The sequence below is a fragment of the Anoxybacillus thermarum genome, from assembly GCF_000836725.1.
Taxonomy (GTDB): Bacteria; Bacillota; Bacilli; order Bacillales; family Anoxybacillaceae; genus Anoxybacillus; species Anoxybacillus thermarum.
This window is the reverse complement of the sequence record NZ_JXTH01000046.1, coordinates 1-22,464: the sequence shown is the minus strand read 5'-3', so window position 1 is coordinate 22,464 and position 22,464 is coordinate 1. Positions and strand designations below refer to the sequence as shown.

The following is a 22,464-nucleotide window of genomic DNA, read 5'->3' as shown; positions in this document are numbered from 1 at the left end:
CCTCCAAAAGGGCCGCCAACAAGACAGCGAACACCTTTTGAAGAGTTCTGACTAATTGTTCCTCCAGCTCTTTTAATAAAGGCCATTCTGTGGTAAAATGTTTCATGGACTCTCTCCCTCCTGTTTTATTGATGTTGGTCATCACCATCATAGCAGGGAGAGAGTCCTTTTTGCATGACATTTGCTTTTTTCTACCGCGCTTCGCTTGGTGGCCCCGACGAGCGTCGCGAACAAAAGTTCGCAACCCTCGTCGGGGAATCATTCCTGAATGTCACCCACAAATATTTTACTCACACCTGACAACGTCAGCCCTTATGATTGCTTCACAACTGGAAGCTTTTCTCTCGTCCACGCTAAATATCCGCCTTTTAAGTTGAGTACTTGTTTGAACCCTTTTGCTTGCAAAATGCTTGCGCCGATGGCTGAGCGCGCACCTGAACGGCATTGAACAATATATGTTTTTCCTTCTGGAATCTCATGTAAACGATCCGCAAGCGTACCAAGCATTATATGCTGTGCACCTTCAATGTATCCTTCATCCCACTCTGCTTGGTTGCGTACGTCAATGAGATGATAGCGATCATCTTTTAAATATTGTTGCAATTGATGCACATCAATTTCTTCATAGCTTTCTACTTCACCTTGTAATGCAACAGATGGCTCGATATATGCTACAACGCGATCCAATCCAATATAAGCAAGTGCTTTGCGAATGGCTTGTACTTCTTCTTGATTTGCGATCAATACAATATCTTGGTCGTAATTGATGAACCAGCCTGCCCAGTTTGTAAATGATTTGTTAAACGGAATGTTGATTGCCCCTGCATAATGCGATTCCGCAAATTGTTGAGATGGACGAACGTCTAAAATAAACGCCCCGTTTGTTTTATAATCATCGAGCTGCTCACACGTTTGCAACGCTGGCACTTCTTCCTCGTTCAAGTAGGCAGGACCGATTTTATTCACTTTTTTCATCATTGCAAAATATTTTGGTGGCTCTGGTTGGCCTGCAAGCAATAGTTTCACAAACTCTTCTTCATCTTCAATTTTTAACGCCCAGTTGTTTAACTTTTCGTATCCAACCGTTGACACCGGAACGGCCCCGAGCGCTTTTCCGCATGCGCTCCCCGCTCCATGTGCTGGCCAAACCTGCAAATAATCTGGGAGCGCTTTAAATTTTTTCAGCGATTGGAACATTTGACGCGCGCCAATGTCTGCCGTACCAGCCACTCCTGCTGCCTTTTCAAGTAAGTCTGGGCGGCCGATGTCACCAACGAAAACGAAGTCGCCTGTGAAAATCCCCATCGGCTCTGTTGAACCGCCGCCTTTATCTGTTAGAATGAACGAAATATGCTCTGGTGTATGTCCTGGGGTGTGAAGCACTTTAAACTCAACATTTCCAACGGTAAAGATGCTTCCTTCTTTTACAAGTTCGTAATCGACTTCATCTAAATATTGATATTTCCAGTTTGCATCTCCTTCGTCAGATAAATAAAGCTTTGCGCCACAACGTTTTGCTAGTTCTTTTGCGCCCGAAACGAAGTCTGCGTGAATGTGCGTTTCTGTTGCAGCAACAATTTGCAATCCTTCTTTTTTCGCTGTGTCGATGTACCAATCGACATTGCGACCTGGATCGACGACGATTGCTTCCCCTGTGCGCTGGCATCCAACTAGATAAGACATGTGAGCTAGTTGTTCATCGAAAAATGAGCGAAATAACATATACATCCCCTCCAATTTATTTATGTTTGCTTGCTACATCAAGTAGCGTTTCTATATATTTCACCCCATCTTGAATGAGTGGGTGTTTTAACAAACGGTATATGCGTAATAGTGATACGGTAGACGAATCGCGTTCGCGTTGGAAGCGTTCGTTTGTTTCTCTTAAAACCGTTAATCCTTTTTCAATTGGGACGATATCTTTTGCCCCTTGTATCGCATACGCCATTGACTCGCGATCATTGATCACGCTCGTCGCAAACGAAATGAACTCTTCTGCTTTTTGTAGCCATTGGACGAGCGTTGGCAACATTTGAATGAGCGTTGCAAGCGCTTCAAGATGTTCCGACGTTAGTCGAAATGGCGCTGCTTTTTCCTCAAACTCAGTAAACAGTGCTTCAAGCGATTGTTTATCGTTCATCACATGTTGAACAACCGCTATTTTTTCTTCTACTGACTCCATTGCTTCTTTTAATTGTGGGAGTTTCTCAACAAAGTAACGAAGCGCTTCTCGTTGTTCATCGTTTTCGAGTAATTGTAACATGTTACCTCCCCCTCTACATCAACCCTTTTAACATGCCGTTCCAATAAACGATCGGTAATAAATTTCGTTTCATGATATACATGCTCATCCGCTCTTTTGACTGATCAAATGGGAACGTTTCTTGCGGATTTTTATCATAATCAAACTCAGCTAGCACAAGCTTGTTATACCCTGTTACGAGCGGGCATGAGGTGTAACCGTCGTAGCGCGCTTTTAACGGTTTTTCGTCCATAAGTGCGAGTAAATTTTCTGCCACGACTGGTGCTTGTTTTCGAATCGCTGCCCCTGTTTTAGATGTTGGTAAATTTGTGCAATCACCCGCACCAAATACATTTTTATACGTTTTATGTTGCAACGTATACGGATCAACATCGACCCATCCATCCGCATCCGCTAATGGACTTTTCTTAATAAAAGCTGGCGGTCCCATCGGTGGTGTTACGTGAATCATATCGAAACTTAACGTAAAGCGTTCGTTCGTATCGAGATGTTCAAATGTCGCTTTTTTCGCTTTTCCATCAATTTCAACTAGCTCGACACGATATTTCGTTTCGATGTTTTTTCGTTGAATGACTTGTTCAAGCGTATCGGCATATTTTTTGACAGCGAAAATGTTTGGTAATCCTGAAGCAAAAATGATGTTTGTTTTCTCTCGTACACCAGATTGACGGAAATAGTCGTCTGCTAAATACATAATTTTTTGTGGTGCACCACCGCACTTTACTTGTGTACTCGGTTGGGTAAAAATCGCTGTCCCACCGCGGAAGTTGCGAATGTTTTCCCATGTGCTTTGCACATAGTCGTATGAATAGTTGCTGCAAACACCGTTTTTGCCGATCGTTTCTTTCAATCCTTTAATTTGATCCCAATAAATTTCAACACCAGCTGCTACAACTAAATAGTCGTAACGAACAGTTGAGCCTTCTTTCGTTTTTAACGTATTGTTTTCTGGTGAAAACGTATCGACCGCTTCTTTCAACCATCTCGCTCCATCTGGAATAAGCGATGCTTGCTCGCGAACGGAGTCTTCTACTTTTGCAGCCCCGCCCCCAACGAGCGTCCAAAGCGGTTGATAGTAATGTTTATCTGATGGATCAATAAGTAGCACCTGCCCAAATAATTGACGATTTTTTCTTAACAGCCGTGCCGCAATAGAGATGCCTGCTGAACCTGCTCCAACGATTGCTACTTTTACATCATAAACGTTCGCCATCGTTCATCGCTCCTTTTGTATCCGCTTTCAATTTTGTTTACTTAACTTAATTACATTGTATATGTTGTTAACTTATATACCCATAGGGGATTTCCCTTATCTTTTAATGACACAAAAAAAGAGCGGCAAATACCGCTCTACTATGCTTTGTACCATTGATCATTCATTTGTACACCTGCTGATTTTAATAACGTATATACTGGGCAACGCGCTTCGACTTTTTCTTTTAGTTGCTGAATGCGTTCTTCACTTTCTTCCGTTTTCACGACCACTTCGACAAACACTTGTTCAAAATACGGACGAATAGATGAATCACCCATAAATCCACGTGGGTCGAATTGCCCCTTCACCGTGATAGTCATGTCTTGTAAATCGAAGTTCGTCTCTCGTGCAACGACGCGAGCAGTAACATTTTCACATGCCGCAAGCGCTCCAAGTAACATTTGAAGTGGATTCGCTCCTAAATCTTGACCGCCCATTTGTTTTGCCTCATCAATAACGAACTCATGTTTTCCTGCTTTTGCTCGCGTTGTCATTCCTTCCGTTGTTGCTTGAACGATAAATGTCATTTTATTCACCATAATCAACTCCCTTTCTTCGTTGTTTTATAATTGTTTAAACCAATATCGACTTGCTATTTTTCCATAGTAAGCAATGGACTGTTGCTGAACGATAAAAGCAAGAGTAACAATGAGTGCTGCTTCTGCACCGAAAGACGTTGCAGCTAAGCCAATCGCAATAGATAAATTACGCAAAACTGTACCATTGACAAGCGCAATGCCGTCTTCACGATTGAAAAATTGTTTGGCTACCAATGTGCTAATCACATAGTTAATGAAATAGAAAAGTAACAATACCGTCAATGCGACGACAATAAGCTGTAAGTTAGATACAATCATTTTTGCTCGCATGCTAATGCTGACAAATACGACATATAACATGGCCCATATACTTAACGGTGCAAAGTTTGGCTTCACTCGTTTTTGAAATTGTTCTGGTGTATATTTTTTCATCAACCATTTAAACGTCATATGTCCAAGAACCATCGGCACAAACACGACGAGTAAAATCGTACGGAACGTTTCCATCACGTTAATGTCGACATATTTTCCGACCATTACAAGCAAATACCATGGCGTCAATAAAGAGCCAAGCACGAGACCGAATACGGTCAGCTTAACAGCTGCTGTCATATTTCCCTTTTGAATGGCTGTCCATGAAATCGTCATTCCGCTCGTCGGAAGAAGGGCGGACAGAGCAAGCCCTGCAAACATGATCGGATGATGTTGCAACATCGTCTTTCCGATCGAAAAAGCAACAAATGGGATAATAAGAAAATTGATAACGATGGAAGCAAACAATATTTTCTTTTCTCGTAGATGGGTTAATTCTTTCCATTTAAAACCAACCATCGTTGCATAAATCATGATAATTGTTGCAAACAAAATGGTCGACTTTAAAAAACTCGTATCGACAAACGTTCCTAAGATAAATCCGAGCAACAACGTTGCTGGAACGCTAATGAGTAAATATTTTTGTGGGAAAAAATATAATTTTTTCATCCGTGTCCCCCTTTCTTATATACCCTATTAGGTATTTCTATTTATACTATAAGGGGTATAAAAGAACTTTGCAACTTTTTTCACAAATTCGTCATATTGTTATCGTTTTCACTCCTCCGCACGTAGATTTCCCTTTTTGCTGTTTTTTATGCCGTTTTCACCTGTTTTTCATCGTGATTTGGTATGATGAAAGAAAAAAAGGTGAGAAGAATGAAAGTGTTGCTTGCAGAAGATGATGTATATTTAGGTGAACTGATCGTCCATTTGTTGAAGAAAAAGGGTGTCGAACATGTTGATTGGGTACAAGAAGGAGAAGATGCTTACGATTATGCACTCGCTTCGTTTTATGATGTCATTATTTTAGATTGGATGTTACCAAACGGTGATGGCGTTAGCGTATGTCAACGTTTAAGAAAACATGGCTATCATGGAGCCATTTTAATGTTAACCGCAAAAGATGCGGTACAAGATCGTGTGGAAGGATTGGAAGCCGGAGCAGATGATTACTTAGTGAAGCCGTTTGAAATCGATGAGCTCATGGCACGCCTTAAAGCGTTATCGCGGCGCACATTTGCACCGATTCAAGAAGAAATTGTCCGCTGGGGAGCGTTTGAAGTCAATCGTACAACTCATACGTTGACGAAAAACGGAGAACAAATGATATTAACTCCACGTGAATTTCAACTACTCGATTTATTACTGCAAAACAAAGGGCGTGTGTTAACGCGCGACATTATTCTTGATCGCATTTGGGGTTATGATGCAGACGTTTCGATGAAAACAATTGATGCAACCGTCAAGTTGTTGCGCAAAAAAATTGGTGATGAACGACAACAGCTCATTAAAACGGTGCGCGGGGTGGGATATACCATTGAAAAATAACATTCAATCCTTTTTCCATCATCCTGATATGTTTCACCGCACACGATGGCGCCTAACAGCCACATATAGTGGTATTCTCATCGCTTTTTTAGCGATTTTTATTGCTGTTGTTTCTTTCCTTATTCATACGGTTATTACAAATGATCAAGAACGACGTATTCGTACACTTGCTGAACAAGAAGGCCAAACCATTCAAAACATGTTGACAGAAGAGTCATTGATCGGCTGGCCTACCGATCAAAATGTCATTTTTTTAAGTGAAGACCAACTGTTTTTTTACGTCGTTGATGCGCGCGGACGGTTGATGATGGGGGATGAAGTGAATAAAGGGTTGCGGCCGCTTCTCCTCTCTACACTTCAACCGTGGACGCCAGAAAAAAATGAATTAAGATATGTAGACATTCATATCCCTCATCATCGACACGAATTAAAACGATTTCGTGCCGATGAATTGAAAATATTAACTGTTGCTCGTCCCTTAATTGTAGATCGACAACTCGCGGGCGTGCTATATGTCGGCATGGATGTGACAAGCATGTTTCGTTTGCTTAAATGGTCAACATTCATTTTACTCAGCCTCGGTGTGTTATTTATCGCAGTCGCTATTGCTTTTAGTTATTTCATGTCTAAACGTGCGCTCGTTCCAATTCAAGACGCATACAATCGCCAACGTCAATTCGTCGCCGATGCTTCTCATGAACTGCGGACGCCGCTTAGTGTCATTTTTTCTTCTGTAGAAGCATTAAAAATGGATATGTCGCTAACGTCCGATGCATTTAGTCGAAAAACGATTGAACGTCTAGGAGATGAGACAAAACGAATGACTAAACTCATTAACGATCTTCTCACCCTTGCACGAACAGACGACGCAAAACTCCAAATCGAAAAAAAACCGTTTGATTTGTGGGCATGTGCCCAACATACGCTGCAGTCGTTACAAGAGCTTGCAAACAAAAAGAAAATTACGCTTCAGTTTCATGTATATGAACAAATTGAATTCGTCGGGGATGAAGATAAATGTACACAGCTGTTGTACATTTTGCTTGATAATGCCATCAAATATACTCCTGATGGAGGGACAGTTTCCCTTTCTCTCAAACAACATGTGACGAAACAACGAAAAGTTGTAGAAATTTCTGTTTCTGACACAGGGATCGGTATCCCACCTGAACATCTTCCGCATATTTTTGATCGCTTTTACCGTGCAGACAAAGCGCGAACACGGCAAATTGGCGGCCACGGTCTTGGACTTTCCATCGCAAAATGGATTGTTGAAGCACATAACGGACACATTCAAGTTGAAAGCGAAGTGGGGAAAGGAACAACATTTACTCTCACTTTTCCGAATGAACGTGCATAAATGTTGCACGTTTTTTCTTTTTCACCTAATTTTCTCTTTTCACTTGTACAATTCAAACTGTAAACAACAAAGGAGGTGAGTGATGTGAAAAAACGAACTCTTTTCTTTTTGCTAGGTGGACTAGTTGTTGTCGCCGTATTCGCACACGTCGCTACTTATTTCATTCACATCAGTTGGAGCGGACGAATGCCGACAGAGCACATGATGGGAATGGGGAAACATCATCGCGCATTGGGCCATCACGGTCCACAAATGATGCGACCACACGGTATGCCAATGTTCGGATGGGTTCCTTTCCTTATTCAGTTGGCATTAGTCATGATCGGATGGATCGTGTGGAAAACGACGAAAAGTAGCGGTAAATGGATTGGCGGGACGCTCATGGCGATCGGGCTCATTGGTCTTTTACCGAAAGCGTTGCTTGCTGTCCTAGCTATTGTTGCAGCTTACGTGTTGTTTAGAAGCAAAACGAAACGAGCGCCTGAATTTGAACCGTTCATTTCACCTATTCAAAACCATAGCTTTTTAGATGAATGGGAAAAAACAATACACAAGGAGGAAAAATAAGATGGGCATTTTTAAACGCGTCAAACGTGTTGTCCTTGCCGACTTACATGACATCATTGACAAATGCGAAGATCCGATTCGCATGACGAAACAATACATTCGTGAACTAGAAGAACAGCTAGAAAAAGCACAACAAGCATTGGCACAGCAATTCGTGTTCGAACAAAAATATGAACGTTTGATCGCAGACACGAAAGAAATGATTGAAAAACGTGCTCGTCAAGCAAAATTAGCTGTTGAAAAAAATGAAGAGCCGATCGCAAAAATGGCTCTTCAAGAAAAAATCGCTTATGAAAAAAAATTAGAGCTATATACGCAACAATACAATATATTAAAAGAAAAAACAACCGTTTTGACAGAAAAAGTGAAGCAACTGTACGAAACATATGAGCAATTAAAGCTAAAACAAATGCAGTTAATGACGCGCTTTTATGTCGCTGAGACGATGAAACAAATGGACGAAGCAATGATGTCGTTTCATTACGATCATGTCGTAAAAGGTTTTGCACGTATGGAAGAAAAAGTAATGTTACTTGAAGCAGAAGCAAAAGCTCGCTCTGTCATTCAAACGATGCCCCCTCAATCATTTGATATAGAAGTCGAACAACAACTAAAGCAATTAAAAGGTGAGTAATACGAAAAGGTGTCCCTGCCCGGACACCTTTTTGCATGTTTTATGTCGTCCATTCATCATGAATAATTCCAACAAGTTTCCACTGACCGTTTTCTTGTTCAAAAACAAGGCGCAAACTTCTCCAATCCATACCGCTATATTGTGGATCAAAACCTGTGAAATGAAATTCGATAAATGATCCGTTCGGATACGCTTGTTGAATGTTGTTAATCATATTTCCTGTTCCAACAACAACATTATTTCCGATCATATGCGGATTCGCGAAATCTACATCATAGACGAAACGATCAAAATAGTCTTGGAACGTGAATTGAATAGGATCGCCTGAACCGTCATATACTCCCCATTGATATACTTGCGTCGAAGCCCAAAGGGAGGGAAGCTGAGAAGCAGAAAACTGCAAATCATTTTGGACATCGATATGTCCATATGGACTAAACCGCACCCCAGCTGTTGAATGGACATAAGAAGTAAGCGTATTCATATCTTTATTTTTTAACGCGGTCACAACGTCTAACGCAACAGATAAAAGAGAAGAAGAAAGGACTTGCTTTTCTTCGCTTTTTAATTGCTCGTTTTCTTTTTGAAGCTGCTTATTTTTTTCTTGCAGTTGTTCAATTGCCGATTGTTGTTTTTCAATCGTTTGTTCTAACTGTTTCACATTCGATTGGTCTTGCTGGTTCGTACATCCTGCAAGCAAAAGGATAAAACTAATAACAACCCATTTCACGATCTCACATCCTTTTTCTTTTAGTATATCACCTACATAAAAAAATAGATGCCAGCGATGGCATCTAGCTCACTTTTTCTTGTTCTCTCCCTTTTAAAAAAGAAATAAAACAATCGACCATTTGGGCATCCCATTGTGTCCCACGACCTTCTAACAAAATCGAAACTGCTTTTTCTACATTCATCCCTTTTCGATATGGACGATCAGACGTCATCGCATCGAACGCATCAGCAACCGCAATGATGCGACCAAAGAGCGGAATGTCCTCGCCTTTTAAGCCATCCGGATATCCTTTCCCATCGATCCGTTCATGATGTGATCGAATGCCAGGAAGTAAATCTTTTACTTCTTCAATCGGCTGCACTTGGCGAATAATGTTTTCACCGAGCACCGGATGTTTTTTAATCCATGCAAATTCCTCATCTGTTAATTTTCCGTCTTTTAATAAAATGTAATCAGGGATACCGATTTTTCCGATATCATGCAAAATAGCAGAACGATATAAACGCGCAAGTTGTTCATTTGTCATTCCTAGCCTTTTACCAATTTCCACAGCATATACCGCAACTCGTTGCGAATGACCAGCAGTATATTCATCACGTGCATCGAGCGCTGTCGTCATGACCGAAATAAAACTATTTAATAATTGCTTATTTTTTTCATCACGTTCGATAATCGCATCGACCATATGGTTGAAGCCGTTTGTAAGCTCGGAAAATTCATCAATATATACGTTGTCGCACATCAGTTCATACTCTTTTTTTTGCACGCGGTTCATATATTGAAGCAAATCTTCAATGCTTCGTTCCACATCTTCCGATAAGACACGCGCCGCAAATAAAGAAAACAAAACAGAAATGACTAAAACAACAATCGTCCACGTCCAATAGCCTGAAAACGTATTTTCCCCCTCAGCGAACAATTTGACTTTCGTCGCTAACACAAATAATAAAACTGGGAAAATGCCAATGAATAACACACTTAAGCCAATTTTTATTTTCATCGGAACATATACGACATTTGTTGCTCGGATCGTTTCATGAAACCCGTGCATTCTCCCGATTTGCATCATATCGCCAATGAGCGGGCGCATCGTGCGTAGCGTTAAAAAAAATTCAATCATCGCATGAAGCATTGCAATAAGGAACGCCCCAAATAAAGCATAAACGACATACATATATGGAATGTGCAACACATCTATAAAAATAAGCGAAAGCGTCAACGCAATGGCCGGAATAGAAAGCCCTAAAAAATGCGGAAGCGCAATACGTCTCACTGCAAGAAGGGGAAAGCGCTTCGCTTGAACAAGCGCCCAATAAAACTGTTGTTCCGTTATATTGTTGTCATAAAAAATATGACGAATCGGATCAATATCTTTTTGAAAGGCGCGATATTCAATAAATAACATAATGCAAAATGAAAAAAATTGAATAAGTAACAACATCATTAAATCCACTTGTCGAATATGCAATGCCATAACCATTAGCGTACTACCGACACCGACAACTGCTAAAATCGAGCCAATCGTGTAGTTTATAAACAATTTCTTTAACGTTTCCTCATATACACGCACACCCGTCCCTCCTCCCTGCTCTTTTCATTATAACAAGAATGATGAACAAGTGGGAGACAGACGTGTATATACATGGGCAAAAAAATAAAAAAACAACTGGCGTACAACCAGTTGTTTTAATGTGCCGCATGTCCAGATGTTAACACCCAAATCGATCCTGCGACAATGACGATCGCAACGAACACCGCATATGCCATATTCATGACGTTCGTTTTTCCGTCTTCTCCTTCTGTGACGTGCATAAACATAAATAGTTGAAGTCCGGCTTGAATGACCGCAAGTGAACCGATGATCCACATGACAATCGTATATGATACGTTCATTTTCAATGTGACAAACACCGCGACAAACGTTAAAACTAACGAGAACAAAAATCCAACAACGTGACTAATGGGATATTTGCTTTTATGTTCCATTTACGCCACCATCCCTTTTAAATAGACGAACGTAAAAATAAAGATCCAAACGACATCAAGGAAATGCCAATATAAGCTAATAATAAACATTTTTCTTGCCGTAACTGGCGTCAAACCGCGTTGAAGGAGTTGAATAACGAGCATAATCGCCCAAATAATTCCAAACGTCACGTGTGCGCCGTGCGTGCCGAGCAACACGAAAAAGCTTGATAGAAACGCACTCGTTTGCATCGTTGCTCCTTCATGCACGTAATGAATAAACTCGCGAATTTCCATGAATAAAAATCCTGCCCCTAATAAAAGGGTGATAATAAACCAAACGAGCATTTTTTTCATATCGCGTTGTCGCATGAAAAAGACAGCTAACCCACACGTGAAGCTACTCGTCAACAACAACAACGTTTCAATAAGCACATCGTTTAGCTTAAAAATGTCGCTCGGTGTTGGGCCACCGGCATAGCGGTGACCTAACACACCGTAGACAGCAAACAACGTCGCAAATAGCACAATTTCTGCCCCGAGAAAAATCCAAAAACCTAAAATATTTAATCGGTTTTGTTCCGTTTGATATTCCAGTGGAAGAGAATGATTGACGTTAGCCGACATGATTCTCCGTCCCCCCTTCTACGTTTCTCCACGTACGTTCTGTTCGTTTAATCTCATCGACGCTTACATAATAGCCATCATTGTAGTCAAACGAACGAATGACAAGTCCAATGACAATCCCAATCGCCGCAACAGCTGCTGCGATATGCGCTTCAAAAACGAGGAAGAAACCTGTAATTCCAAACACGACCGCCATATAAAACGGCAAACCGGAGTTGCTCGGCATATGAATTTTTTTGATGTCGCTTTCTTTCAACGTAAGTGTTTCACCACGTTTTTTCATATGCCAAAACGCATCTAATTGCTTCACTTCTGGAACGACCGCAAAGTTATAAAATTGCACTGGCGATGCAGTCATCCATTCAAGCGTGCGCGCATCCCATGGATCGTGGGAAACATTGCGCTTCGCATAACGGAAGCTCCAATAAATGTTATAACAAAATACCGCAAAACCGATCGCTAAAATAATGGAACCGATCGCAGATACAAGAAACAGCGGCGCAAATCCTGATTCTGCTGAATACGTATAAGCGCGACGAACCGCTCCTTTTAAGCCAAGGAAAAACATCGGCATAAACGTCACATTAAATCCGATCGTAAACAACCAAAAATGATATTTTCCCAGCTTTTCATTTAACATAAAGCCAAACATTTTCGGCCACCAATAATACAACCCTGCAAACACCGCAAACACAACGCCTGGAATTAATACGTAATGGAAGTGCGCGACTAAAAATAGCGTATTGTGATATTGATAGTCTGCAGCCGCCATTGCTAACATAACCCCTGTCACTCCGCCGATGACGAAGTTTGGCACGAAAGCGAGCGCCCATAACATGGCAGTTGTAAATTGAATGCGTCCTTTTCGCATCGTAAATAGCCAGTTAAAAATTTTCACCCCTGTCGGAACAGCGATGAGCATCGTTGTAATCGAGAAAAACGAGTTTACCGCAGGACCTGCATCCATCGTGTAAAAATGGTGCACCCATACGATCATACTTAAAAACGCAATACCAACGATCGAAACGACCATGGATGTGTATCCAAACAACGTTTTTCGTGAAAACGTCGCAATTACTTCTGAGAAAATACCGAACGCCGGCAAAATAACGATATACACTTCTGGGTGGCCCCAAAGCCAGAACAAGTTTGCCCAAAGCATATCGCTTCCGCCTGAAGAAAGCGTAAAGAAATGCGTTCCGTACAAACGGTCAAACGTCATTAACGCTAAGGCAACTGTAAAAATCGGGAACGCTGCGACGATAATGATTGATGTGATGAATGTTGTCCATGTAAACATCGGCATTTTCATCAACGTCATGCCCGGTGCACGCATTTTTAAAATCGTGACGATAAAGTTAATCCCGGTCATTAACGTCCCAAGACCTGCAATTTGCAACGCAATGGCATAGTAGTTATTTCCAATTCCTAGGCTAAATTCTTTTCCAGCAAGCGGGAAATACGACGTCCATCCTGCATCTGGTGAACCTCCAACAACGAACGAAATGTTAAATAACATCGCCCCGCTAAAAAATAGCCAAAAGCTAAGTGCGTTCAACTGCGGAAACGCCACATCGCGCGCCCCAATTTGTAAAGGAACGACAACGTTCATTAAACCGATTAAAAACGGCATCGCCATAAACAAAATCATAATGACGCCATGCGTTGTAAAAATTTCATTGTAATGTTGCGCATCTAAAAAGTTCATTTCTGGGCGAGCTGTTTGCGCCTTCATTAACAGTCCATCCATCCCGCCGCGGAAAAACATGAGTACACCTGATAAAATGTACATAATCCCAATTTTTTTATGGTCAACTGTCGTAAGCCATTCGCGCCATAACCAACCCCATTTTTTAAAGTACGTTAACCCAACGACAATCGCAACGACAGTCAATACAATCGCAATTTGTGAACCGACAAGAAGCGGGTCTCCTCCAACAAATATTTCATTCCACTTAATGCCCATGATGTTCACCTCCGCTATCACTCTCTAAAGCTTTTTGTTCCTCATCGTTACAAGTTGATGAGTTTTTATAGTTATCTTCACGAATAAAAATTTTCCCTTGATATCCATGTCCGCGATATAATTCCGGATTTGTGTACGTTTTCGAATGCGGATCAGCATGGTTTACCCATTGTAAATGCGTATCGACGAACGTTAATCGCCCTAAATGTGTCGGCAACAACAATTGTTCATATTTTTCTTTCGTTAGTTTCGGTGCCGTTTGTTTCACTTCTTGCACCCATTTTTCAAAATCTTGTGGCGTTTGCGCTAACACTTCAAACTGCATATGTGCATACCCGCGTCCGTTAAAGTTTGTATTCCGCCCTTCATACGAGCCCGGACGATCCGCAACGACGTACAATTCCGTCTCCATTTTATTCATCGTATATTTTTGTCCAGCTAGCGCCGGTACCCAAAACGACTGCATCGTGGACGCGGAAGTCATTTTAAATAACACAAGTCGACCTGCTGGAATGTTGACGTAGTTTACTGTCTCAATATTTTGTTCAGGGTAGCTAAAAATCCATTTCCAATCGGCTGATGTCACATGAATGACGAGCGGTTTTTCGTCTTCATACCCTTTCGGCGGTTTTTCTAAATCATATAACGTTCTCATCGTTGGGATCGTTAGTGCGATGACGATCAAAATCGGAATAACCGTCCATACAATTTCAAGCACCGTACTTCCGTGCTCTTCAGGCGGTTCCTCCCCTTGCCGTTCAGGGCGATCACGATATTTCCATACGATGTAAACAAACAATGCAAACACAACGACAACAACGAGAAGCATCCACCAAATCGACCAGTTAATCAGTTCTGTAATACTTCGTGCAGCTGGTCCTTGCGGCTGAAACACAACCATCTCACAGCCGCCAAGAAGCGGAAGTAATCCCGCTATAACTAAGGCAAACAAACGCTTCATCTGTCTTCACCTCAACAAAATTGTGATTCATTGAACAAAGAAACAAATACAAAACGAACAAATTTAATTAACTTTGTAGTATTAACACTATTGCAATGATTTTAACATGTATTGTAAAAATAATTGTGACGAAAAAAGGAAGGAAGAAAATGCATCGAGGGAAAATAAGCAGCAAATTGATTGACAAAAAGAAAAACACTTTTCTCAATCTCAAAAAATGAGCGAGAAAAGCGTTATCTTTTGTATAATACATGGAAATAAAAAAAGAAATAGGTTTTTCACTCGAAAACTTGTCACATTTTCGTTAATTTTTTTTCGAAATTTGTTCAAATTTATTTCTCGATAAAAACGCGCCCCATTTGGAACATTTTTTATTTCAATAGCTTCCGTACCCATTTAAGCGCATGTGGAAAGTTTGGATAACGTAAAGGGATATCGAATTTTGTCGTTTGCTTGAGAACACTTTTGTAATGCGTAAATGCATCAAAGCTTGCTTTTCCATGATACGAACCGATGCCGCTTTGTCCAACGCCGCCAAATGGCAGATGTGGGCTAGCGATGTGCATGATCGTGTCATTAATACATCCCCCACCAAAACTAACTTGGTGCAGCACTTGTTGTTGCACGTCCTGATCTTCCGTAAACAAGTAAAGTGCAAGCGGTTTTTCGTAGTCGTTGATCATTTGAATCGCTTCATCGATCGTTTCAAACGTGAGAATCGGCAAGATAGGGCCAAAAATTTCTTCTTGCATCACAGCATCATCCCATGTTATATCGTCAAGCAATGTCGGTTCAATCCAACGTTGCTCAATGTCGTATGCTCCACCGTGTACAACTGTACCGTTTGCTAAGAAGCGAACGAGTCGTTCCGCATGCCGTTCGCTCACAATACGGCCGTATGCATCGGGGTTGCCGTACAGTTCATCCACATATCGCTTCATTTTTTCAAGCAGCGGCTGCTTCACCGCTTCGTGCACAAGGACGTAATCAGGAGCAATGCACGTTTGCCCAGCGTTTAAAAACTTGCCCCAAATGATTCGTTTCGCGGCTAATTCGAGATGGGCAGACTGATCGACAATCGCTGGGCTTTTTCCACCGAGTTCTAATGTGACAGGAGTAAGGTGTTTCGCAGCCGTCGCCATGACGATTTTTCCAACCGGTACGCTTCCGGTAAAAAAAATATGGTCAAAGCGCAAGCTAAGTAGCTCTTGGCTTACATCAACCCCGCCTTCAACGACGGTGACATACTCTTCCGGAAAAGCTTCAGCGACGATTGTTTTCAACAGCGTTGACATTGCTGGCGTATATTCAGACGGTTTCACGACTGCACAATTTCCTGCCGCAATCGCCCCAATAAGCGGACTAATCGCAAGCTGAAACGGGTAGTTCCACGGCGCAATAATTAAACTGACGCCATATGGTTCTGGATATACGTAGCTTTTTGAGCCAACGTGCGTCAACGGTGTCGATACACGTTGCGGTTTCATCCAATCGCTTAAACGTTTCGTTACAAAACGAATCTCTTCATACACGATCCCAATTTCTGTCGTATACGCTTCAAACGGCGATTTGTTCAACTCTGCTTTTAACGTATCGGTAATCATCTGCTCGTATTTTTTCACTGTTTCTTTTAATCGGATTAATTGTTTTAAGCGAAACTTAAGCGAAAGCGTTTCTCCTGTGCGAAAATAGCGTTTTTGTTTTTGGAGCAATTCGTTCATACTGTTTCCCCCTCATCACACCCGGTCTTGAACCTTTCTGACAATATTCGTAACGAATTTACGTGGCATAAAGCGAACACTAAATGCGAGGAGTTTATTCGCCATCCCCGGAATAATGACGGTTTTATTGTTCATTATTCCTTTGTATCCAGACTTCACCACTTGTTTGACATCCATCACACCGCTTTTAAACAATTTTGATTGCTGTAAGTTCGCCCGATCGGCAAATCCCGTCGCCGTTGGTCCTGGACATAACGCGCTCACAGTTACATTCGTGTGTCGCAACTCGTTACTTAGTGCTTCTGAAAAAGATAACACATACGCTTTCGTCGCATAATATACAGCCATTAATGGACCTGGTTGGAAAGCAGCCGTTGATGCTACGTTTAAAATTTTCCCTTCGTTTCTTTTTACCATATCTACGACGACACACTTCGTCAAATGAGTGAGCGTTTTTATATTTAGGTCAATCATATTTAATTCTTCTTGTAACTCAGTCTCTATAAATTCTCCGTACAACCCAAATCCTGCGTTATTGACGAGGATATGAACATCAAGCTGTTCGTTTCTTAATGTTTCATACAAATCATGAACTTCGTTTTGATTCGATAAATCTTTAGCATATATCCATACTGCTATTCCGTATGTTTTTTCTAGCCGGCGTTTCAGTTCATCTAATTTTTCCTTGTTTCGCGCTACTGCAATAATGTTATACCCTTCCTTCGCAAATCGTGCGGCAAATTCAAAGCCAATTCCACTTGATGCCCCTGTGATTAATACGTTCTTTTTCATTATCCTACATCTCCTTTTTTAAATGTTTAAAAACTTAAACATATAAAATAAAAAAGTTGGCCTTTAGCATATCTAAAGGCACTCATTCTCGACAGCATGAATTAACTCTTTCAATAATTCAACGGCCTTTTCGATAGACAGCACATAATATCGCAATGTCCCTTTTTGTTCTACTGACACTAATCCTTGGTCGCGCAAAATTTTTAAATGATGCGAAATCGCTGGACGGGATAAACTTGACCGTTCTGTAATTTCATTGACTGTTAGCTTATCGTGTTCTGCAAGCAGCAATACAATATCTTGACGGTGAGGATCGCTTAACGCTTGAAATAACGGTATGCACGACCGAAACACCTCGATCGCTTTTTGTCCCATTCCTCTCTTCCTTTCTTTTGTTTAAAAGTTTAAACATTTGATAAAATCATCATATTCTCTTTTTCTCTGTTTGTCAACTCTCCTTTGTCTCTTTAACCTTTCCAAAAGTACCTTTTAGTTTCCCGTTTTTTCGCCACAGCATTTCTTGTTTTACGAGCTATAAAGTCATGCAGCGTGACAGTAATCACCTTCAATCACTACTTTTTTCTTCCACTTCTTGTCATCGATTCGCTATTTATTCTCTACTAAAACATCGTTTGGAAAATACACTCACCTATAAGCAGCTTTCCTAAAAAATGAACATGTCCGCTAGTCATCCGCTGTCGATTCGTGTAAAATGGAAGCGAAAAGGAGGTGAACGATATGGTGGAACAGCTGCTGTATGAAATTCTTCATGAAGTCAAAGCAACAAGGGAAAAAGTCGAATCGCTAGAAAAACGAGTGGAAGCAGTGGAGAAAAAGGTGGAATCTCTTGAAAAAGAAGTATCCTCCTTACGCGAACAAGTTCAAGCACTCGATGAAAAAGTCCAAGCGATCGATGGGAAAGTGCAAGCACTCGACGAAAAAGTTCAAGTACTCGATGAGAAAGTGCAAGCACTCGACGAAAAAGTTCAAGTACTCGATGAGAAAGTGCAGGCACTCGACGAAAAAGTTCAAGTACTCGATGAGAAAGTGCAAACACTCGACGGAAAAGTCCAAGCGCTAGACGAGAGAGTGCAAACACTCGACGGAAAAGTTCAAGCGCTAGACGAGAGAGTGCAAACACTCGACGGAAAAGTCCAAGCGCTAGACGAGAAAGTGCAGTTGCTTGACGAACGAACACTCGAAACGAAAGCAATTTGTGAAGCGGTTCGTCACGGTCAAGAGGTGCTCGCCGCAAAATACGATGCACTCGCACTCGATGTCCACAACATGCAAGGAAACATCACCCGCTTAACCAACATACTAGAAGAGAAAGTACTCCCTGCCCTCACCGACCACGAATCGAGCATCCAAGTGTTAAACAATCGTGTATTTAAAGTAGAAAGCGCCTTGCAAAAGCTTGTTCATCTGTAAGAAAAGCGGCATTGTCCGATGGCAATGCCGCTTTTTCATTATCGTTTATTTATCTCTTCAAGCAATAGCTTATTCACAAGCGGTGGGTTTGCTTGTCCTTTTGTTGCTTTCATAATTTGACCGACTAAAAAGCCAATGGCACGGTCTTTTCCGTTTTTAAAGTCTTCAATCGATTGAGGGTTCGCGTCGAGCACTTCTAATACGATGTTGCGCAACGTTGCTTCATCGGAAATTTGCACGAGCCCTTGTTGTTTGACGATTTCCTCTGGATCGCCACCTTTTTCAACAAGTTCTTTAAAGATTTTCTTCGCAATTTTTGACGAAATCGTGCCGTTTTGAATGAGTTTAATCATGCCTGCTAAACTTTCTGGCGTTAACGCAATGTCATGCAATTCTTTTTGTTCTGCGTTTAAATAGGCAGATACTTCAACCATCAGCCAGTTCGATGCAAGCTTCGGATCGGCTCCATTTGCAACCGTTGCTTCAAAGAAATCTGCCATTTCTTTTGTTAGTGTTAACACTTTCGCATCGTACTCTGGCAAACCAAGTTCCTCAATGTACCGTTTTTTCCTTGCATCTGGAAGTTCTGGAATCGATGCGCGTACACGCTCTTTCCATTCATCGTCAATATAAAGCATCACTAAATCTGGCTCAGGGAAATAACGATAGTCTTCTGAACCTTCTTTTGTACGCATTAAAATCGTTGTTTTCGTCGCTTCATCGAAACGGCGCGTTTCTTGTTGGATTACGCCACCAGACAACAAAATTTTCTCTTGGCGTTTCGCCTCGTACTCAAGCCCTTGGCGAACAAAGTTAAACGAGTTTAAGTTTTTCAATTCTGTTTTTGTGCCGAATTTGTCTGAGCCGATCGGACGAAGGGAAATGTTCGCGTCACAGCGAAGCGAACCTTCTTCCATTTTACAATCGGATACACCTGTATATTGAATAATCGACTTTAATTTTTCTAAATACGCATACGCTTCTTCAGGTGAACGAATATCTGGTTCTGATACGATTTCAATGAGCGGTGTGCCTTGACGGTTAAAGTCAACTAATGAATAACCGTCCCCTGTATGCGTCAGCTTTCCTGCATCTTCTTCTAAATGAATGCGCGTAATGCCGATTTTTTTCTTTTTGCCGTTCACTTCAATTTCAATCCAGCCGTTTTGTCCAATCGGTTGATCGTATTGTGAAATTTGGTACGCTTTCGGGTTGTCCGGATAAAAGTAGTTTTTCCGATCAAATTTCGTTTCTGTCGCGATTTCGCAGTTTAATGCCATTGCTGCTTTCATTGCATATTCGACCGCTTGTTTGTTTAACACCGGAAGAACGCCTGGATACCCTAAGTCAATGACGCTCGTTTGTGTATTTGGGGGCGCTCCAAATGCGTTTGGGCTGCTTGAGAAAATTTTCGATTTCGTTTTCAGCTCGACGTGCACTTCAAGTCCGATGACAATTTCAAAATTCATCAATCATTCCCCCCTTACAACGTTGGTTTTTGTTTATGATAATCTGTTGCTTGTTCGAATGCATGAGCGACACGATAAATCGTGCTTTCATCAAAATGTTTGCCGATAATTTGCAGACCGACTGGCAAGCCGTTGACAAATCCGCACGGAATCGAAATGCCCGGAACGCCGGCAAGATTGACTGGAATCGTTAAAATATCGTTGGCGTACATCGTTAACGGGTCGCTCGTTTTCTCGCCAATTTTAAACGCTGGCGTCGGTGTTGTCGGCCCGATAATGACGTCATATTTTTCAAAGACGTTCTCAAAATCTTGTTTAATGAGCGTACGTACTTTTTGCGCTTTTTTGTAATATGCATCATAGTAGCCAGAACTTAACGCGAACGTTCCAAGCATAATGCGGCGTTTCACTTCGTTGCCAAATCCTTCACTGCGCGTTTGCTTGTACATCTCCATTAAGTTTTTCGCGTTGTCCGTTCGGTAGCCGTAACGAACGCCGTCAAAGCGAGCAAGGTTGGCAGACGCCTCAGAAGATGCTAACAAATAGTACGTCGCCAAAGCATATTTTGAGTGAGGAAGCGATACTTCTTCCCACGTAGCACCTAAGCTTTCTAATACTTTAAGTGCTTGGAGAACGGATTGACGAACTTCCTCAGATACACCTTCACCTAAATATTCTTTTGGCACAGCAATTTTTAACCCTTTAATGTCGCCTGTTAATGCGGATACATAATCAGGAACATCGACGTTCGCAGATGTGGAATCCATTGGGTCAAGACCTGCGATCACTTGCAAAAGATACGCGTTATCTTCCACGTTGCGCGTAATCGGACCAATTTGGTCAAGCGAGGACGCAAACGCGACAAGCCCATAGCGCGATACGCGACCATATGTCGGCTTTAACCCGACGACGCCACAAAATGCCGCTGGTTGACGAATCGAACCACCTGTATCTGATCCGAGCGCAAACGGCACTTCACCTGCCGCTACCGCCGCAGCCGACCCGCCGCTTGAACCGCCCGGCACGCGCTCTAAATCCCACGGATTGCGCGTAAGTTGAAACCCAGAGTTTTCTGTCGACGATCCCATCGCAAACTCGTCCATATTTAACTTACCGATCGTTACTGCATCAGCTTGATGTAAACGTTCAACGACTGTAGCATCATAAATCGGATCGAAGTTGTATAAAATTTTGCTCGCACACGTTGTGCGCAGCCCTTTTGTCACAATGTTATCTTTAATGCCGATTGGCATTCCGAAAAGTAAGCCAAATTCCTTTTCTGTTGCAAGTTTCTCATCTAACTCTTTTGCTTTCGCACGCGCTTGTTCTTCGTTCAACGTTAAAAACGCTTGTACTTTTTCTTCTACTTCATGAATACGTTTAAACGATTCATCTACTAAATCCGAAACGGAAATCTCTTTTTTATGTAATAAATTGTGCAATTCAGATACACGATAATCGAACAATGACATATTCTTCCCTCCTTACTCTAAAATAGCTGGGACACGGAATTGTCCATCTTGTTGGTCTGGTGCATTTTTCAATACGTCTTCTAGCGGAAGTCCAGCTGTCGGTACATCTTCACGCATCACATTTTTCATATTCAACACGTGTGATGTTGGGGGAACGTTTTCTGTATCTAACTCGTTTAACTGCTCGGCAAACGTAATAATCGCATCTAATTGCTTCGCAAACATCGCTGCTTCCTCTTCTGTAATCGCTAAGCGCGCCAAATGCGCCACATGCTTGACTTGCTCGATTGAAATTCGTGACATATGTTTCACCTCCGATATTATCGACCTTTCACAATACTATGATGATACCAAACTTTCGCGCAGTGAAGCAACATTTGCCATTCATTTTGCTCACGTAAAAAAGTGTGAGTAAAATATTTGTGGGTGACATTCAGGAATGATTCCCCGACGAGGGTTGCGAACTTTTGTTCGCGACGCTCGTCGGGGCCACCAAGCGAAGCGCGGTAGAAAAAAGCAAATGTCATGCAAAAAGGACTCTCTCCCTGCTATGATGGTGATGACCAACATCAATAAAACAGGAGGGAGAGAGTCCATGAAACATTTTACCACAGAATGGCCTTCATTAAAAGAGCTGGAGGAACAATTAGTCAGAACTCTTCAAAAGGTGTTCGCTGTCTTGTTGGCGGCCCTTTTGGAGGAGATTGATCAACAACTGGCGGAAGCGCGGGACAAGCGCCGGTATCAGCTGAAAGACAAACGGCCGACCACGATCCAAACGCTGTTTGGAGAAGTGACGTTTCGACGGAACTACTACTATGATCGGCAGGCGGGGGCGTATACCTT

23 protein-coding genes are annotated in these 22,464 nt (G+C 41.8%); 6 read left to right on the top strand and 17 right to left on the bottom strand.

The annotated features are described in order from the left end of the window. Nucleotides 1-312: 312 nt before the first annotated feature. The 5 genes from LH47_RS10805 to LH47_RS10785 all read right to left on the bottom strand — a co-directional run bounded on the left by LH47_RS10805 (nucleotide 313) and on the right by LH47_RS10785 (nucleotide 5,038). A complete protein-coding gene (locus LH47_RS10805) occupies nucleotides 313-1,722 on the bottom strand; it encodes an MBL fold metallo-hydrolase (RefSeq protein WP_043967378.1) in 1,410 nt (469 codons plus the stop codon). Between the two features lie 16 nt (nucleotides 1,723-1,738). Further along, nucleotides 1,739-2,263, bottom strand: a complete 525-nt coding sequence (locus LH47_RS10800) for a hypothetical protein (RefSeq protein WP_043967376.1) — start codon at nucleotides 2,261-2,263, stop codon at nucleotides 1,739-1,741. 13 nt (nucleotides 2,264-2,276) lie between these two features. Beyond that, nucleotides 2,277-3,476: an FAD/NAD(P)-binding oxidoreductase gene (locus LH47_RS10795; protein ID WP_043967374.1), complete on the bottom strand. Its 1,200-nt coding sequence runs from the start codon at nucleotides 3,474-3,476 to the stop codon at nucleotides 2,277-2,279. A gap of 140 nt (nucleotides 3,477-3,616) precedes the next feature. Continuing rightward, nucleotides 3,617-4,054, bottom strand: a complete 438-nt coding sequence (locus LH47_RS10790) for an OsmC family protein (protein WP_084221318.1) — start codon at nucleotides 4,052-4,054, stop codon at nucleotides 3,617-3,619. A gap of 27 nt (nucleotides 4,055-4,081) precedes the next feature. After that, nucleotides 4,082-5,038 carry an arsenic resistance protein gene (locus tag LH47_RS10785; protein WP_043967371.1) on the bottom strand — a complete coding sequence of 319 codons (957 nt, stop codon included), beginning with the start codon at nucleotides 5,036-5,038 and terminating at the stop codon, nucleotides 4,082-4,084. Nucleotides 5,039-5,248: 210 nt separating this feature from the next. Between LH47_RS10785 and LH47_RS10780 the strand changes: the two genes are divergently transcribed. The 4 genes from LH47_RS10780 (at nucleotide 5,249) to LH47_RS10765 (ending at nucleotide 8,481) form a co-directional block, all read left to right on the top strand. Next, the gene (locus tag LH47_RS10780) at nucleotides 5,249-5,920 is read left to right on the top strand and encodes a response regulator transcription factor (RefSeq protein ID WP_043967369.1); all 672 of its coding nucleotides are present in this window, start codon (nucleotides 5,249-5,251) and stop codon (nucleotides 5,918-5,920) included. Continuing rightward, nucleotides 5,910-7,280, top strand: a complete 1,371-nt coding sequence (locus LH47_RS10775; protein WP_043967367.1) for a sensor histidine kinase — start codon at nucleotides 5,910-5,912, stop codon at nucleotides 7,278-7,280. The genes LH47_RS10780 and LH47_RS10775 overlap by 11 nt, the downstream gene beginning before the upstream one ends. An 84-nt stretch (nucleotides 7,281-7,364) precedes the next feature. Further along, nucleotides 7,365-7,847 (top strand): hypothetical protein, encoded by a 483-nt coding sequence (locus tag LH47_RS10770; RefSeq protein WP_043967366.1) that lies wholly within the window; start codon nucleotides 7,365-7,367, stop codon nucleotides 7,845-7,847. A gap of 1 nt (nucleotide 7,848) precedes the next feature. Beyond that, nucleotides 7,849-8,481 carry a PspA/IM30 family protein gene (locus tag LH47_RS10765; RefSeq protein WP_043967364.1) on the top strand — a complete coding sequence of 211 codons (633 nt, stop codon included), beginning with the start codon at nucleotides 7,849-7,851 and terminating at the stop codon, nucleotides 8,479-8,481. A gap of 40 nt (nucleotides 8,482-8,521) precedes the next feature. Here LH47_RS10765 and LH47_RS10760 read toward each other — a convergent pair whose 3' ends face one another. The 9 genes from LH47_RS10760 to LH47_RS10720 form a co-directional block, all read right to left on the bottom strand. Beyond that, nucleotides 8,522-9,211: a hypothetical protein gene (locus LH47_RS10760; RefSeq protein WP_235341117.1), complete on the bottom strand. Its 690-nt coding sequence runs from the start codon at nucleotides 9,209-9,211 to the stop codon at nucleotides 8,522-8,524. A gap of 64 nt (nucleotides 9,212-9,275) precedes the next feature. Continuing rightward, nucleotides 9,276-10,784, bottom strand: coding sequence for an HD-GYP domain-containing protein (locus tag LH47_RS10755; protein WP_043967361.1), 1,509 nt, complete (start codon nucleotides 10,782-10,784; stop codon nucleotides 9,276-9,278). A 116-nt stretch (nucleotides 10,785-10,900) separates the two neighbouring features. After that, nucleotides 10,901-11,200: a cytochrome aa3 quinol oxidase subunit IV gene (gene qoxD / locus LH47_RS10750; protein ID WP_043967359.1), complete on the bottom strand. Its 300-nt coding sequence runs from the start codon at nucleotides 11,198-11,200 to the stop codon at nucleotides 10,901-10,903. Next, nucleotides 11,201-11,806 (bottom strand): cytochrome aa3 quinol oxidase subunit III, encoded by a 606-nt coding sequence (qoxC, locus tag LH47_RS10745; RefSeq protein WP_043967357.1) that lies wholly within the window; start codon nucleotides 11,804-11,806, stop codon nucleotides 11,201-11,203. Next, complete coding sequence (qoxB, locus tag LH47_RS10740) at nucleotides 11,796-13,772, bottom strand: cytochrome aa3 quinol oxidase subunit I (protein WP_043967355.1); 1,977 nt, start codon at nucleotides 13,770-13,772, stop codon at nucleotides 11,796-11,798. The genes qoxC and qoxB overlap by 11 nt, the downstream gene beginning before the upstream one ends. After that, on the bottom strand, nucleotides 13,762-14,733 hold the full coding sequence (gene qoxA, locus LH47_RS10735; protein WP_043967353.1) for a cytochrome aa3 quinol oxidase subunit II: 972 nt from the start codon (nucleotides 14,731-14,733) through the stop codon (nucleotides 13,762-13,764). The genes qoxB and qoxA overlap by 11 nt, the downstream gene beginning before the upstream one ends. Nucleotides 14,734-15,104: 371 nt before the next feature. Further along, complete coding sequence (locus LH47_RS10730) at nucleotides 15,105-16,454, bottom strand: aldehyde dehydrogenase (protein WP_043967351.1); 1,350 nt, start codon at nucleotides 16,452-16,454, stop codon at nucleotides 15,105-15,107. 15 nt (nucleotides 16,455-16,469) lie between these two features. Further along, nucleotides 16,470-17,246 carry an SDR family NAD(P)-dependent oxidoreductase gene (locus LH47_RS10725; protein ID WP_084221317.1) on the bottom strand — a complete coding sequence of 259 codons (777 nt, stop codon included), beginning with the start codon at nucleotides 17,244-17,246 and terminating at the stop codon, nucleotides 16,470-16,472. A gap of 72 nt (nucleotides 17,247-17,318) precedes the next feature. Continuing rightward, complete coding sequence (locus LH47_RS10720) at nucleotides 17,319-17,621, bottom strand: ArsR/SmtB family transcription factor (protein WP_043967347.1); 303 nt, start codon at nucleotides 17,619-17,621, stop codon at nucleotides 17,319-17,321. 363 nt (nucleotides 17,622-17,984) lie between these two features. Between LH47_RS10720 and LH47_RS10715 the strand changes: the two genes are divergently transcribed. Then, the gene (locus tag LH47_RS10715) at nucleotides 17,985-18,677 is read left to right on the top strand and encodes a coiled-coil protein (RefSeq protein WP_043967345.1); all 693 of its coding nucleotides are present in this window, start codon (nucleotides 17,985-17,987) and stop codon (nucleotides 18,675-18,677) included. A gap of 38 nt (nucleotides 18,678-18,715) precedes the next feature. Here LH47_RS10715 and gatB read toward each other — a convergent pair whose 3' ends face one another. From gatB to gatC, 3 genes are read right to left on the bottom strand one after another with little or no spacing between them, the layout of a single operon-like run. Beyond that, the gene (gene gatB, locus LH47_RS10710) at nucleotides 18,716-20,146 is read right to left on the bottom strand and encodes an Asp-tRNA(Asn)/Glu-tRNA(Gln) amidotransferase subunit GatB (RefSeq protein ID WP_043967343.1); all 1,431 of its coding nucleotides are present in this window, start codon (nucleotides 20,144-20,146) and stop codon (nucleotides 18,716-18,718) included. Between the two features lie 14 nt (nucleotides 20,147-20,160). Then, on the bottom strand, nucleotides 20,161-21,618 hold the full coding sequence (gatA, locus tag LH47_RS10705; protein WP_043967341.1) for an Asp-tRNA(Asn)/Glu-tRNA(Gln) amidotransferase subunit GatA: 1,458 nt from the start codon (nucleotides 21,616-21,618) through the stop codon (nucleotides 20,161-20,163). 12 nt (nucleotides 21,619-21,630) lie between these two features. After that, the gene (gene gatC / locus LH47_RS10700) at nucleotides 21,631-21,921 is read right to left on the bottom strand and encodes an Asp-tRNA(Asn)/Glu-tRNA(Gln) amidotransferase subunit GatC (RefSeq protein WP_043967339.1); all 291 of its coding nucleotides are present in this window, start codon (nucleotides 21,919-21,921) and stop codon (nucleotides 21,631-21,633) included. 292 nt (nucleotides 21,922-22,213) lie between these two features. Here gatC and LH47_RS10695 point away from each other — a divergent pair. Then, on the top strand, nucleotides 22,214-22,464 hold a 251-nt coding region (locus tag LH47_RS10695), incomplete at its 3' end, for a UPF0236 family transposase-like protein (protein ID WP_043967380.1).